Origin of the sequence: Sporosarcina sp. FSL W7-1283, assembly GCF_038003105.1 — a bacterium.
GTDB classification, from domain to species: domain Bacteria; phylum Bacillota; class Bacilli; order Bacillales_A; family Planococcaceae; genus Sporosarcina; species Sporosarcina newyorkensis.
In genome coordinates this window covers 3,170,970-3,186,196 of the sequence record NZ_JBBOOL010000001.1, presented here as the reverse complement: position 1 = coordinate 3,186,196, position 15,227 = coordinate 3,170,970, and the positions used below count along the sequence as shown (strand labels likewise).

The following is a 15,227-nucleotide window of genomic DNA, read 5'->3' as shown; positions in this document are numbered from 1 at the left end:
ATAACTAAGTGTGATAGCAGAAGAATATTCAGCTATTGCCTTCTTTTGTTAAGGGTCCTTGAAAGTTCTGCTTTTTGTGCATGTGAAAAGTAGAGTTTTCAAGGACCTTTTTTTGTATGATATTGATAATAAAGTATGGATTGAAGGAGCGGATTGGATTTGGAACCGAAGATCGGTGTGATTATGGGCAGTAAAAGTGATTGGGAAACAATGAAGCATGCATGTGAGGTATTGGATGAGCTAGACGTTCCCTATGAAAAGAACGTGGTTTCAGCCCACCGTACGCCTGACTTTATGTTCGAATATGCAGAACAGGCAGAAGGAAAGGGACTTCATGCTATTATTGCCGGTGCAGGCGGAGCCGCTCATTTGCCAGGAATGGTTGCAGCAAAAACACTGGTACCTGTTATCGGTGTTCCGGTACAATCCAAAGCATTGAATGGAATGGATTCTTTATTATCTATCGTACAAATGCCTGGCGGGGTTCCCGTGGCAACCGTATCAATCGGTAAAGCGGGTGCTACTAATGCAGGACTGCTGGCTGCGCAAATGCTTAGCGTACAAGATGCGGAGTTGCGAAAAAAACTACAGCAAAGACGTGATGAAATGCGACAAGTCTCGTTGGAAAGCAGTGGTGAGTTAGAGTGAAATTAATTAAGCCTGGACAGACGATAGGGATTATCGGTGGTGGACAGTTAGGAAGAATGATGGGACTTGCAGCGAAAGAAGCTGGATTTCGTATCGCAGTGTTGGATCCTACAACTGATTCACCTTGTGGTCAGATAGCAGATATCGAGATTGTGGCTTCTTATAATGATGAAGAAGCACTAGCTGAATTGCGTGAAGTCAGCGATGTGATCACTTTTGAATTTGAGAATATTGATTATGAAGGTTTGAAACGTTTAACGGAGCAAGCGTATGTTCCTCAAGGAGCTGAGCTAGTCCGCATTACGCAAAATCGAATACATGAAAAAGCAGCTATCCAAGCTGCTGGGGCTCCGGTTGCTAATTACATAACAGCGGATACGTATGAAGAGTTAACAGACAAAATCGATGAACTCGGTTTTCCATGCATCGTCAAAACTGCTTTTGGCGGCTATGACGGCAAGGGGCAAGTCAAGCTAGAATCAAAAGGGCAATTGACAGAGGCTCAATCCCTTTTTAAACATTCGGCTTGTATAGCGGAAGCGTTCGTTCCATTTGAGAAAGAAATTTCAGTAATCATACAGCGAAATCCTGCGGGTCAATCCTATTGTCTGCCGATTGCTGAAAATATTCATCGACATCATATACTGCATGAATCAATTGTGCCTGCTCGTGTAGGAAAAAAGGTTTTGCAACAGGCCCAACTGGAAGCTGAGAAAATCGCGAGTCAACTTGAGTTGGTAGGAACCTTGGCAGTTGAAATGTTTGTATTGCCGAGTGGTGAAATTATTATCAATGAATTAGCACCGCGACCGCATAATTCTGGACATTATTCAATCGAAGCATGCAATATCTCGCAATTCCATCAACATATCCGTGCTGTCTGTGGATGGCCGTTGCGCGATCCGAAGTTATGGGATTCCGTCGTAATGGTAAATGTGCTGGGTGAACATGTTGAGCCGCTTAAACAGCGCATTGCAGATTATCCAGATTGGTCGATTCATTTATATGGTAAAGCAGAAGCGAAAGAAAAACGCAAAATGGGTCACGTTACCATGATGACAAATAACGTAGAAGCCACTTTGCTTGAAATTGAACAATCAGGTATTTGGGAAGACTAAATAAATTGCACTACACAACTATTTCCACTTTGGGAGGAACCAACAATGACGAAAGTAACTATTTATGTAACATTACGTGAAAGTGTTGTAGATCCACAAGGCATCGCGACAACAGATGCACTACAGAAAATGGGCTTTGAAGAAGTGAAAAGTGTACGGGTTGGTAAACTGATCGAGCTAGAGATGGACGGTTCTGAACAAGCTGTAGAAGCACGTGTGAAAGAAATGTGCGATGAGTTATTGATCAATAAAGTCATTGAAGATTATCGCTTTGAAATCGGGGAGGTCGCCGGCAAATGAAGTTCGCTGTCCTAGTATTCCCAGGTCTTACTTGTGATCTAGATATGTATTATGCGGTCGAGGAGACTGTGAAGCAAGAAGTAGAGTACGTTTGGCATACTGAAGCCGATCAACTCGATTACTTCGATGCGGTTCTATTACCGACAGGCACTTCTTATGGAAACTATTTGCGCCCAGGTGCGTTAGCTAAAAGCTCACCTGCCTGCAAACATCTTCAGGCGTTTGCAGAAACAGGGAAGCCGGTTCTTGGCGTAGGTAATGGCTTTCATATCTTAGTGGAAACTGGTATTCTTCCGGGTGGGTTTTTGCGCAATAACAGCCTCAAATTCCGCTCTGCGCTTGAAACGGTGAAGGTGGAAAACAATAACACTGTTTTCACAAAAGACTATGCAAAAGGCCAAACAATTCAACTTCCTGTGGCAAGCGACTTCGGCAATTACTATGCGGATGAGGCGACAGTGGAAGAACTGAAAAAAACAAACCGAATTATTTTCACTTATGCGGATGAAAATCTAGACGGCAGTATATCAGCTATTGCAGGCATCACCAATGATAAAGGCAATGTTCTTGGAATGATGCCACTTCCGGAACGAGCAGTTGAGGAAATCATCGGCGGTACAGGTGGAACACCGTTATTCCATTCAATCTTGAACAATTGGAGTGAACAGCATGTCAATTAATCATGAACCTACGGCTGAACAAATTAAGGAACAACGTCTGTATCTTCAGATGGGCATGACAGATGAAGAGTACGAGCGTGCAGTGGAAAAGCTTGGACGCACTCCGAATTATACGGAAACCGGTCTATTTTCCGCTATGTGGTCGGAGCATTGTTCCTATAAGAGTTCCAAATCTGTATTGCGTAAATTCCCGACTGAAGGTGAACGCGTACTTCAGGGACCAGGTGAAGGTGCAGGGATTGTAGATATCGGTGACAATCAAGCTGCTGTGTTCAAAATGGAGTCTCATAACTCTCCGTCAGCTATTGAACCTTTCATTGGAGCTGCAACAGGTGCAGGTGGGATTATCCGCGATGTATTTTCCATGGGCGCACGTCCGGTTGCATTGGTTAACTCGCTCCGTTTCGGTGATTTGACAGAGCCGCGCGATAAGTTTTTGTTTGAAGAAGCAGTTGCAGGGATTGCGAGCTATGGTAATACGATGGGCATCCCGACAGTGGCTGGGGAAGTCCAATTTGATCAATGCTATTCCAAGCGTCCACTAGTCAATGCGATGGCGGTTGGATTGCTTAATCACGAAGATATCCAAAAAGGATTGGCAGCAGGTGTCGGCAATACAGTTCTGTATGCGGGCGCAACAACTGGACGTGATGGAATTCACGGCGCAACGATGTCTTCTTCTGAAGTATCTATCGAAGAAGAGAAAGAATTGCCGGTCATGCAAGCAGGAGATCCATTCATTGAGAAACTGTTGATGGAAGCTTGCTTGGAACTTGTGAAATCCGATGCTTTGATTGGTATCCAGGATATGGGTGCAGCAGGTCTAACTTCATCAGCAGCAGAAATGGCATCGAAAGCAGGCTATGGCGTGGAGATGAACTTGGATCTGGTACCTCAGCGAGAAGACAATATGACGGCATACGAAATGATGCTGTCCGAGTCACAGGAACGGATGCTGATCGTCGTGAAAAAAGGCCGTGAAGAAGAAGTTATTGCATTGTTTACGAAATATGGAATTAATGCAGCGGCAATTGGTCAAGTAACAGATGATAAGATGTTGCGCTTGCTCCATAAAGGAGAAGTGGTGGCGGAAGTCTCTGCAGATTTGCTTGCTGAAGATGCGCCGAGCTACCAGAAGGAATCCAAAGAACCTGCTTCCTTTGCGGCGAATCAAGCAATTGAAAATAAAGAACCTCAAGTAGAAAACTTAAAGGAAACTTTACTCGATTTATTGCAACGTCCAACAATTGCATCAAAAGAGTGGGTATATAACCAATTCGATACGGGTGCTCGCACAAATACCGTATTAGCTCCAGGAGCGTCTGCCGGGATTATCCGTGTCAGAGGAACGAATAAAGGAATTGCGATGACAGCAGATTGTAATTCACGCTTCATCTATTTGGATCCGGAAACAGGTGGTAAGATCGCAGTCGCAGAAGCTGCTCGTAACCTCGTTTGTTCAGGAGCTGAGCCGATTGCATTGACGGACTGCTTGAACTTCGGGAGCCCGGATAAACCAGAAGTGTTCTGGCAGCTTGAAAAATCTGCAGACGGCATATCGGAAGCTTGCCGTAAACTTAACGCGCCGGTCATTGGTGGCAACGTTTCGCTTTCGAATGAAGTCAATGGAGTGCCGATCTACCCGACACCGACAATTGGTCTTGTCGGAATCGTCCATGATTTAAAAGAAGTGACGACGCCAGGCTTTAAACAAGCTGGAGATGCGATCTACATTATCGGTCAAACAGAGACAGAATTTGGTGGTAGTGAACTGCAGCAAATGATCGAAGGAAAAATCTTCGGTAAAGCGCCTGCAATCGATTTGGACGTAGAGGTTAAGCGTCAGAAGCAATTGCTTGCAGCTATTCAGCAAGGCTTACTCCAATCAGCAGCAGATTTATCCGAAGGCGGTTTTGCCGTAGCTCTTTGTGAAAAGGCATTTGCAACCGATGGACTGGGTGCTGAAGTGACGGTTGAAGGTTCTGCGGTCACGGCTTTATTCAGCGAGACGCAATCGCGTTTCTTGGTAACTGTGAAGGCGGATCAGGTGGCAGAGTTTGAAGAGAAAGTCGAAGACGCTGTGAAAATCGGAACAGTGACAGATGGCGGACAACTTGTCATCAAAGATGCAGAAGGATCTGTCCTAGTAGAAGGGACGGTAGAACAATTCCACGCTGCTTGGAAAGGGGCAATTCCATGCTTGCTGAACTCAGAGGATTAAACGAAGAGTGCGGCGTATTTGGTATTTGGGGGCATGAAGACGCAGCGCAAATTAGCTATTACGCGTTGCATGCACTTCAGCACCGGGGGCAAGAGGGGGCTGGAATCGTTGTAAAAGGCGATGATGGTCTTCATGCAGTTAAAGGAGAAGGCCTGGTCAATGAAGTTTTCTCAGGTGACAACTTAAATACACTTAAAGGTCACGGGGCGATTGGACAAGTCCGTTACACAACAGAGCAGGGACGCGGCATTGAAAACGTCCAACCGCTTGTGTTTCGTTCGACAACAGGAAGTCTTGCTATTGCACATAATGGGAACTTGATCAACGCAAGAGATCTTAAAGAACATTTGGAGCGTCAGGGAAGTATCTTCCAGACTACTTCCGATACAGAAGTACTGGCGCATTTGATCAAACGCAGTAGCGGCTCATTGAATCAGCGGGATAAAGTGAAAAAAGCACTTAGCATCTTAAAAGGTGCCTTCGCATTTGTCTTAATGACAGATGAAGGCTTGATGGTAGCGCAGGATCCGAATGGCTTGCGTCCGTTGTCTATCGGCAAAATTGGGGATGCATGGGTCGTGGCATCTGAAACATGTGCATTCGATATTATCGGTGCCGAGCACGTTCGATCAGTAGAGCCGGGAGAGCTATTGATCATTAACGACAAAGGTTTGACGTCTGAACGGTTTGCAGCACCAGCAGAGCGTGCGATGTGCTCGATGGAGTATGTCTACTTCTCTCGTCCTGATTCGGATATCGATGGGATCAACATTCACGCTGCGCGCAAACGTTGTGGCAAGCAGCTTGCTCGTGAAATTCAAATTAGCGCGGATGTTGTGACGGGAGTTCCGGACTCCAGTATTTCTGCTGCGATTGGTTTCTCCGAGCAAAGTGGCATCCCGTATGAACTAGGTCTAATTAAGAATCGCTATGTCGGCAGGACATTCATTCAGCCTTCTCAAGCATTAAGAGAAAAAGGCGTGAAGATGAAGTTGTCGCCTGTTCATCAAGTCGTACACGGAAAACGCGTAGTGATGGTCGATGATTCCATCGTTCGCGGTACGACGTCGAAACGTATTGTGGCAATGCTGAGAGAAGCTGGTGCAAAAGAAATCCATGTGGTCATTGCATCCCCTCCTCTCATCGCACCTTGCTATTACGGAGTCGACATCAGTTCTGATTCCGAATTGATTGCAACAGGACGAAGCTTGGAACAAATGCGGGACGAGATCGGCGCGGATTCGCTGCATTTCCTTTCCATTGATGGAATGCTGGAAGCGAATGGCCGATCGCCTGAAATGAAAAATTGCGGTCAATGCTTAGCTTGTTTTACAGGAGAGTATCCAACTGAAATTTATTCGGATACGGCAATGCCGCACGAAAAAGAAATCGTACGATAGGAGGCCTTTCCATGTCGAAGGCGTATGAAAAAGCGGGAGTCAATATTGAAGCTGGCTATGAGTCAGTGGAACGGATGAAGTCCCACGTAGCACGAACGACTCGTAAAGGAGTTGCAGGTGCATTTGGTGGATTCGGCGGAATGTTTGACCTGTCTGCGCTCGAATATAAAGAACCTGTGCTGATTTCAGGTACAGATGGAGTCGGTACGAAGTTGAAATTGGCTTTCATGGCAGATCGTCATGACACGATCGGTATCGACTGTGTCGCAATGTGTGTCAACGATATCGTAGCGCAAGGCGCAGAGCCATTGTACTTCTTGGATTATGTTGCTCTTGGAAAAGCAGTGCCTGAGAAAGTCGAAGCGATCGTCAAAGGGGTAGCGGATGGCTGTATGCAATCCGGAGCAGCATTGATTGGCGGCGAGACAGCAGAAATGCCTGGTTTGTATGAAGAAGATGAGTATGATTTAGCTGGTTTTGCAGTCGGGGCTTGTGAAAAGAGCAAGCTAGTGACAGGAGAGCGTGTACAGGAAGGTGATGTACTCGTAGGAATTGCTTCTAGTGGAATCCATTCCAATGGATATTCTCTCGTTCGTCATATCGTGTTTGAACAATTAGGTCTGGATATCAATAGTACGATTGAAGGCTTTGAAGGACTAGGAACGGTAGCGGATGCTTTGCTGACACCGACTAAAATTTATGCGAAGCCTATTCTAGAAATGCACGAGCAGTTAGATGTTCATGCGATGGGCCATATTACGGGTGGCGGATTCTTTGAAAATCTACCGCGTATGTTCTCTGAAGGTTTTGGCGTGGAAGTAGAGTTGGGCGCATGGTCTGTACTTCCGGTATTCCAGATGTTGAAGGAAAAAGGCGAGCTGACAGATCGTGACTTGTACAGTGTCTTCAATATGGGGATTGGTTTTGTTATCGCACTGCCCGAAGCAGATGCTGAAAAAGCGGTAGAAATCGCAAAAGCACATGGCGAACAAGCTTATGTAATTGGACATGTAAATGGTCAGGAAGGCGTCAAGTTCGTTGGCGATCATGACGGGAGCTTGGCGTAATGGCGGAAAATGTTCGTATTGCGGTTTTCGCGTCAGGCAGTGGCAGTAATTTTGCCGCTTTGAACAAAGCTTGTTCTGTTGGCGATATACCTGCCGATATCGTACTGGTCGTCACAGATAAACCAGATGCTTTCGTAGTCGAACGGGCAAAACAGGCGAATATTTCAGTGGTTGCTTTACGTCCTCGTGATTTTGCAACGAAGCAAGCATATGAGCAAGCAATACTAGATGCTCTAGAGGAAGCTCAGGCAGAGTGGCTGATACTTGCAGGTTATATGCGCTTGATCGGCTCGGTTTTACTGAATGCATATCCTGAACGCATCGTTAATATTCATCCGTCGCTATTGCCGTCATTTCCTGGCAAGGACGCCATTGGGCAAGCTGTTGCTGCTGGAGTTAAAGTGACAGGTGTCACCGTGCATTTAGTCGATGAAGGAATGGATACGGGTCCGATTCTGGCACAACGAGCTGTGGATGTGGTAGACAATGATGCTCAAAAAACCGCCTATGCGATTCATGCAACGGAGCATGAATTGTATGCGGAAACGTTAAAGGATTTATTTAACAACTGATCAGCCTGTTGTGAAGACAGGCTTTTTTTATAAAATGGAGGGATTCTTTTGAAAAAGCGCGCATTACTGAGCGTATCGGATAAAAGCGGAATTTTGGAGTTTGCGCAAGAACTCGAGCAACTCGGCTATGAACTATTATCTACGGGCGGCACAATGAAGCATTTGAAAGACAATGGAGTAAGTGTGACGGCAGTCGATGAAATCACAGGCTTCCCGGAAATCATGGAAGGTCGCGTCAAAACATTGAATCCGATGATCCACGGTGGGTTGCTCGCGAAACAAGACGATCCAGGACACCAAGCTCAGATGGAAGAGCACGGAATCCAACCAATCGATGTCGTGTGTGTGAACCTCTATCCATTTAAAGAAACCATTTCAAAGCCAGACGTAACGGAAGATGATGCAATTGAAAATATCGATATTGGCGGTCCGGCAATGCTGCGCGCTTCTGCAAAGAATCATGCATATGTTACAGTGATTGTAGATTCAACGGATTATGAAGATGTATTAAAGGAACTTAAGGCTGAAGGCAGCACGACGCTCCCGACACGCCGCCGTCTGGCAGCAAAAGTCTTCCGTCATACAGCAGCTTATGATGCCTTGATCTCCGGCTATCTGACCGAACTTGCGGGTGAGCAATTCCCTGAACAAGTTACCTATACATACGAACTGAAACAGCCGCTGCGTTACGGTGAAAATCCACATCAGCAAGCGGCATTCTACAGCCGTCCGCTAGGATCCGACTTCTCGATCGCATATGCGGAGCAGCTCCATGGTAAAGAACTATCTTATAACAATATCCAAGATGCCAATGCGGCGATTCAAATAGTCAAAGAGTTTGCAGAACCAGCAGCAGTAGCAGTCAAACATATGAATCCATGCGGTGTTGGGACAGGCAAGACAATTGCTGAAGCTTTCAGCAAAGCATATGAAGCGGATCCGGTGTCCATCTTCGGCGGGATCATTGCGTTGAATAAGGAAGTAGATCGGGAAACGGCAGCTCAACTTGCGGACATCTTCCTTGAAATCGTGATTGCTCCTTCATTCACAGAGGAAGCAATTGAAACATTGACAAAGAAGAAAAACATTCGTTTATTGACAATTTCATTTGAACAGCAGAAAAATGATCAATGGAATACGGTTTCTGTTGAAGGCGGGTTGCTTATGCAACAGCCAGATTCCTACGGTTTTGAAGAAGCTGATATTAAAGTAGCAACAGATCGTGAGCCGACGGAAGCAGAATGGAATGCGATGAAGTTGGGATGGGCTGTCGTTAAGCATGTGAAATCCAATGCGATTGTCGTAACCGATGAACATATGACAATTGGAGTCGGTGCAGGGCAGATGAATCGTGTCGGAGCTGCGAATATCGCATTGACGCAAGCAGGAGAACGTGCAAAAGGAGCCGCTCTGGCATCCGATGCATTTTTCCCTATGGATGATACTGTAGAAGCAGCTGCAAAAGCAGGCATCACGGCAATCATCCAACCGGGTGGTTCTGTTAAGGATGCAGATTCCATCAAAAAAGCAAATGACTATGGCATCACGATGGTGTTTACGGGCATGCGCCATTTTAAACATTAAGAAGGCAGGAGGAAGATGGTCATGAAAGTACTCGTAATTGGAAGTGGCGGTCGTGAACATGCGATCGCTAAGCAATTTAACCAAGCGCCTTCTGTATCTGAAGTATTTGTAGCGCCAGGAAACGATGGCATGAAGCAAGATGCACAATGCGTGCCGATTGATGCAACAGATTTTGAAGCGTTGGCAGAATTCGCTATCGACAATCAAATCACGCTGACATTCGTTGGTCCTGAACAGCCTTTAGCAGAAGGAATTGCGGATTTCTTTTTGGATAAAGGATTGACTGTTTTCGGGCCGACTAAAGCAGCGGCGCGTATCGAAGGCAGTAAATCATTTGCTAAAGAAATTATGGACAAATACGATATCCCGACCGCAACGTACGGAACATTCACGGATGCGGAGGAAGCGAAGAATTTCATCCGTGAGCAGGGTGCACCAATTGTAGTGAAGGCAGACGGATTAGCTGCCGGAAAAGGTGTCATCGTAGCAATGGATCTGCAGGAAGCATTGAACGCGGTTGACGATATGATCGGCAATCAAAAGTTTGGTGAATCATCCTCTCGCGTCGTAGTGGAAGAGTTCTTGGATGGTGAGGAATTTTCCTATATGTCGTTTGTCCATGACGGACAGATCTATCCAATGGTCATCGCACAAGATCATAAACGGGCTTACGATGGGGACCGCGGACCGAACACTGGCGGTATGGGTGCGTATTCACCAGTTCCTCAAATTTCAGAGGGTATTGTTCAGGAAGCTTATGACCGCGTGGTAGTTCCGACTGTCAACGCGATGGCAGAAGAAGGTATTCCGTTCACAGGTATTCTTTACGCTGGTCTGATCCTGACTGAGCAAGGTCCGAAAGTAATCGAATTCAACGCACGTTTTGGCGATCCTGAAACACAAGTCGTCCTGCCGCGTATGGCATCCGATTTCGGTGAGTTCATGAAAGCCTTGATGGCCGGTGAACCTTTCGACTTGGAGTGGCATGAAGAAGCGATGCTAGGCGTTGTCATCGCAGCAGATGGTTATCCAGGCGATGTCGTAAAAGGCAACAAGCTTCCGAACTTAGATCCGCTGACAGCAAATGGCCTGGAGGTATTCCACGCAGGCACAAAACTGGAGGATGGCCACTTCATCGGAAACGGCGGCCGAGTACTCCTTGCTGCTGCCAAAGCTGAAAATCTTAAAGAAGCCCAAGAAAAAGTCTACAAAGAACTAGCGACACAAGAATGGAACGGTTTCTTCCACCGTCACGACATTGGGTGGAGAACATTTGAATGACGTACCCAAAAGCGAAAAGCACCGTCTAGCCTGAAACGTTCCGAGAGGCTGGTGCTTGCAGTGTTTATAAATAAATCCCTCTGCAGTTTTATTGCAGAGGGATTTGTTTGTCTTGAGATGAATTTCAAAGTAGTTATTATATCTGAACAAGTAAACAAAGAACCTAGGAAAACGCAGCTATAGGACATATACTCACAAAGATTCTTCCAAACTGTGAACTACTAGTGGGTAAATCGTGAATAAACTGTTAGTAATGTTGGTAACTTGTTGACATTATGTGGATTTACACTTTGATGTTGTGGATAACTAAAATGTAGCTTGCCTATTCTCTGGCGGATTGCTATGTTAATATAAAGCGTGAATTGATAGAACAATGAAATAAATAAACAGCTAACTTACTATTACAAAGGGATGGTGTCGAAATGTGGAGTGCACAAGAAATTCAGGAACAGCTCGCAATTATTAACGGACAGAAAGCACCTGATTTATTGATAGAAAATGCAACGTATTTACATTCAATATTTAAAAAATGGATGCAGGGAAATATATGGATTGCAGGAGATCGAATTGTATATGTGGGGCAGAAACTGCCTGCCCAGCTGGAAGGAACCGAAAGAGTGGACGCTTCTGGAAAGAAAATCGTGCCGGGTTATATTGAGCCGCATGTGCATCCATTCCAGCTTTATAATCCTGAGACATTTGCCGATTTCGCTTCTCGGCGAGGCACAACTACCATATTAGCGGACAATCTTTTGCTATTTACCATGCTCGATCAAGAAAAGGCTTTTTCGTTCATTGAACAATTGAATGAACTCCCATTCTCTTTTTACTGGTGGGCTCGCGTCGATTCACAGACTGTCTTGCAAAACGAACAACAGTTATTCAATCCGGCAGATATTGAAAAGTGGCTGAAGCGTCCCGATGTTCTAATGGCAGGTGAACTGACCAGTTGGCCTCGGTTGCTTCAAGGCGATCAAAATATGTTGCGTTCGTTAGGTGAAGCAAAACGCGAAGGCAAGAAAATAGAAGGCCATTTTCCCGGCGCATCTGAAAGAACACTTGCCCGGATGAAGTTGCTAGGCACTGACGGTGATCATGAAGCAATGACGGTGGATGAAGTCGAGAGACGTCTGCAACAAGGGTATGCGGTTACATTGCGCTACTCATCGATCCGTCCCGATTTGCCTGATTTATTGGCGGGAATTCTTGAACGAGGCTGGGATGTATTTGATCATTTGATGATGACGACAGACGGTTCCACACCATCTTTCTATAAGAATGGTGTGATGGATCAATGTATTCAAATTGCGTTGGACGCTGGCGTATCGCCGATTGACGCCTATCAGATGGCATCCTATAATGTCGCGAGGTACTATGACATGACCGACTTGCATAGTGTAATTGGGACGGGCCGCTATGCAACGCTGAACTTTTTGGAAGACGAATGGAATCCAGTACCGACAGATGTATTATCGAAAGGTCAATGGTTAGTGCGTGATGGTGATGCGACGGAGACGTTCCGAGCAGTGGATTGGTCAAAGATTCCTTTTTTTGATTTGCCATTTGAGTTGAATGACGCCGATTTCTCATTCTCTTCTTCTACTGGAATCCAAATGGTGAATGATGTCATTACAAAAGTGTACGAAACAGAACTAGATCTGACGAAACCTATTATTTCTTCAGGAAATGAGTGTTTCTTACTGTTGCTTGATAAGCAGGGGAAATGGCGGGTAAATACAGTGTTAAAAGGTTTCGCTGATTCTCTGCAAGGTTTTGCATCTTCCTATTCGAATACAGGTGATGTATTATTAATTGGTCAGAATTGGGAAGAGATGAAACGAGCATTTAATGAAATTAAGAAGAATGGTGGCGGCATGGCGGTAGCGGAAGATGGACAGATCGTTGAAACTTTGCCGCTTCGGATATCTGGCGGGTTATCCGACGAACCAATGGAAGTTATTATGGAACAAGAGCTGACTATGAAGCGAGCGTTGAAAGACCGTGGCTACCACCATGGAGATGTAGTATTTACGCTATTATTCATGCAATCTGTCCATTTGCCTCATGTTCGAATTACTCCCATGGGCCTAATTCAAGTCTTGAAAAACGAGTGTTTAATTTCTAATACAGAAAGGTAGGAAACTGGATTGAGATGGACAGGACGAAAGCTGCTTTTTGCAGCACTGATAGGCCTTCTATATATAGGCGGCTGTTCTTCGAAAAATAGCACGACAGAACAGCAAGAATCGTCACAAGAACAGCCAAAAGAAATTGCGACGTCCTACCCGGCCCCCTTCACCGGAGAACAATTGACGGAAAAGCGGGAGAATCGTTCAATAGTAGCGACAATCAATAATCATCCTTTAGCCCGCCCACAGTCCGGGATCGCGGATGCAGATCTGATCTATGAATTTATGGCGGAAGGCGAAGTAACACGATACTTAGCCTTATTTCATAGTGAGATACCCGACCAAATCGGTCCAATCCGCAGTGCGCGTGATTATTTTGTTCGCCTTGCCGAAGGAATGGATGCATTTTATATTGCACATGGCTACAGTCCAGAAGCGAAAAAGTTACTGGACAGTGGAACGGTTGATTATGTGAACGGTATGCAGTATGACGGCACTTTATTTGAACGGTCTCCCGATCGAAAAGCACCGCATAATTCATATATTTCCAAAGAACATATAACACAGGCATTTGAAACGACGGGCGCGTCCGAAAAGATCTCCAAGATGCCGGTCTTTTCTTTCCTAAATCCTGAAGATAGTGATAAAATAGGAGATATGGCTTCATCAGTTATTGTATCGTATGGCAAGAATCCGAATTTTAGCAGTACGTATCATTTTGATGAAGAGACCAATCGTTATTATCGTTCTGTCAATGGCATTGATACGGTCGATAAATTGAATGAACGGCGAGTTGAATTAGCGAACGTGATCGTAATGGAAATGGATCACCAAACAGTAGATCAAGAGGGTAGACAAGCAATTGATCTTCATTCAGGCGGTAAGGCTGTGCTATTCCATGAAGGGATTGCCAAAACGATCGAGTGGGAAAACATCGATGGATTCTTAACGCCGTTAGAACAAGGGTTACCTGTTAAATTAACGGCGGGTAAATCTTGGATCCATATCGTACCCTCTATTTCAGGCCCTTCTACTTCCGTAACTTATACTCCATAAGATCGACAAAGAGAGGGTGAGGACATGCAAATTGATAAAATACGCGGTGAACAACTAGACCGATTATTTAAAGCGGTCTTAGAGTTGGATGACTTAGAGGAGTGCTATCAATTTTTTGATGATTTATGCACGATGAGCGAAGTCCAATCTTTAGCACAGCGTTTTGACGTCGCTCATAAGCTTAGGCTGAAAAAAACGTACGATAGTATTCAGCAAGAAACCGGGGCCAGCACAGCTACCATTTCCCGTATACGCCGATGCGTAGACTACGGATCCGGAGGCTATAACCTCATGCTAGACCGCCTCTATCCCGAACTCAAAAACAACCAACCGAAAAAATAAATAACCCAACCGGCCGGGGGAACCTCCCACCGGTTTTTTAAAATGCTTATAAAGTAAACTGCTTTCAGTACACATGAAAATTACGAAAAAGAAGGTGGACAAAAACATGGACTACAATACATGGCGGCATGCCTTTAAAGTGGACCCAGCTAAAGAATTAACGGATGAACAGCTTGAAGCAATTGCTGAATCCGGAACAGATGGGGTTATAATCGGAGGTTCTGACGGAGTCACATTAGAAAATGTTCTCGATTTACTTGCGCGTTTCCGTCGTTTCTCAGTCCCCCTCGCATTGGAAGTCTCCACAGTAGAATCCGTAACACCAGGTTTTGATTACTATTTTATTCCGACCGTTTTAAATACATCTGACGCAAAATGGCTGAACGGTCTTCATCATGAAGCGCTTCGCGAGTACGGTCATATGATGAATTTTGATGAAATTATTACAGAAGGCTACTGTATCCTAAACCCCGATTGTAAAGCAGCTCAACTGACAGGTGTGAAGGAAGTGCCGGATGAAGATGATGTACAAGCCTATGCACGCATGGCAGAGCATTTATTTTCTTTACCGATATTTTATTTGGAATACAGTGGACAGTACGGCGATCCGAAAATTGTGAGAGCAGCCAAAGAGTTGTTGGAAAACACACGTTTATTTTACGGCGGTGGAATCTGGACGAAAGAGCAGGCGAAAGAAATGGCAGCAATTGCAGATACAGTAGTTGTAGGAAATGTCTTATATGATGATTTGAAAAGTGCACTTGCTACTGTAAATGCTGTGAAATCTGTTCCTTTATCGGTTTAATTAAAGTATAATAAGAACAAATGT

The 15,227-nt window shown here is 45.1% G+C and carries 14 protein-coding genes; all 14 read left to right on the top strand.

Going from position 1 to position 15,227, the window contains the following annotated elements; genetic code table 11:
- The first annotated feature begins 159 nt into the window (after positions 1–159).
- The 14 genes from purE (at position 160) to MKY93_RS16590 (ending at position 15,203) form a co-directional block, all read left to right on the top strand.
- Positions 160–648: a 5-(carboxyamino)imidazole ribonucleotide mutase gene (gene purE, locus MKY93_RS16655; RefSeq protein ID WP_221837301.1), complete on the top strand. Its 489-nt coding sequence runs from the start codon at positions 160–162 to the stop codon at positions 646–648.
- On the top strand, positions 645–1,766 hold the full coding sequence (gene purK, locus MKY93_RS16650; protein ID WP_009498636.1) for a 5-(carboxyamino)imidazole ribonucleotide synthase: 1,122 nt from the start codon (positions 645–647) through the stop codon (positions 1,764–1,766). Before purE ends, purK begins: the two co-directional genes overlap by 4 nt.
- Before the next feature lie 45 nt (positions 1,767–1,811).
- A complete protein-coding gene (gene purS, locus MKY93_RS16645; protein ID WP_009498635.1) occupies positions 1,812–2,066 on the top strand; it encodes a phosphoribosylformylglycinamidine synthase subunit PurS in 255 nt (84 codons plus the stop codon).
- Positions 2,063–2,746: a phosphoribosylformylglycinamidine synthase subunit PurQ gene (gene purQ / locus MKY93_RS16640; RefSeq protein WP_009498634.1), complete on the top strand. Its 684-nt coding sequence runs from the start codon at positions 2,063–2,065 to the stop codon at positions 2,744–2,746. Before purS ends, purQ begins: the two co-directional genes overlap by 4 nt.
- Positions 2,736–4,967, top strand: coding sequence for a phosphoribosylformylglycinamidine synthase subunit PurL (purL, locus tag MKY93_RS16635; RefSeq protein WP_009498633.1), 2,232 nt, complete (start codon positions 2,736–2,738; stop codon positions 4,965–4,967). The genes purQ and purL overlap by 11 nt, the downstream gene beginning before the upstream one ends.
- Positions 4,943–6,367 (top strand): amidophosphoribosyltransferase, encoded by a 1,425-nt coding sequence (gene purF, locus MKY93_RS16630; RefSeq protein ID WP_009498632.1) that lies wholly within the window; start codon positions 4,943–4,945, stop codon positions 6,365–6,367. Before purL ends, purF begins: the two co-directional genes overlap by 25 nt.
- 11 nt (positions 6,368–6,378) lie before the next feature.
- On the top strand, positions 6,379–7,434 hold the full coding sequence (gene purM / locus MKY93_RS16625; protein ID WP_009498631.1) for a phosphoribosylformylglycinamidine cyclo-ligase: 1,056 nt from the start codon (positions 6,379–6,381) through the stop codon (positions 7,432–7,434).
- Positions 7,434–8,006, top strand: a complete 573-nt coding sequence (purN, locus tag MKY93_RS16620; RefSeq protein ID WP_009498630.1) for a phosphoribosylglycinamide formyltransferase — start codon at positions 7,434–7,436, stop codon at positions 8,004–8,006. Before purM ends, purN begins: the two co-directional genes overlap by 1 nt.
- A 48-nt stretch (positions 8,007–8,054) precedes the next feature.
- Positions 8,055–9,590: a bifunctional phosphoribosylaminoimidazolecarboxamide formyltransferase/IMP cyclohydrolase gene (gene purH, locus MKY93_RS16615; protein WP_340760331.1), complete on the top strand. Its 1,536-nt coding sequence runs from the start codon at positions 8,055–8,057 to the stop codon at positions 9,588–9,590.
- A 21-nt stretch (positions 9,591–9,611) separates the two neighbouring features.
- Positions 9,612–10,871, top strand: coding sequence for a phosphoribosylamine--glycine ligase (purD, locus tag MKY93_RS16610; RefSeq protein ID WP_078818478.1), 1,260 nt, complete (start codon positions 9,612–9,614; stop codon positions 10,869–10,871).
- 422 nt (positions 10,872–11,293) lie between these two features.
- The gene (locus MKY93_RS16605; RefSeq protein ID WP_009498626.1) at positions 11,294–13,009 is read left to right on the top strand and encodes an adenine deaminase C-terminal domain-containing protein; all 1,716 of its coding nucleotides are present in this window, start codon (positions 11,294–11,296) and stop codon (positions 13,007–13,009) included.
- Between the two features lie 9 nt (positions 13,010–13,018).
- Positions 13,019–14,056 (top strand): DUF3048 domain-containing protein, encoded by a 1,038-nt coding sequence (locus MKY93_RS16600; RefSeq protein WP_340760327.1) that lies wholly within the window; start codon positions 13,019–13,021, stop codon positions 14,054–14,056.
- A gap of 24 nt (positions 14,057–14,080) precedes the next feature.
- The gene (locus MKY93_RS16595) at positions 14,081–14,398 is read left to right on the top strand and encodes a YerC/YecD family TrpR-related protein (RefSeq protein ID WP_009498624.1); all 318 of its coding nucleotides are present in this window, start codon (positions 14,081–14,083) and stop codon (positions 14,396–14,398) included.
- 106 nt (positions 14,399–14,504) lie between these two features.
- The gene (locus MKY93_RS16590) at positions 14,505–15,203 is read left to right on the top strand and encodes a heptaprenylglyceryl phosphate synthase (RefSeq protein ID WP_340760323.1); all 699 of its coding nucleotides are present in this window, start codon (positions 14,505–14,507) and stop codon (positions 15,201–15,203) included.
- The last annotated feature ends 24 nt before the right edge of the window (positions 15,204–15,227 follow it).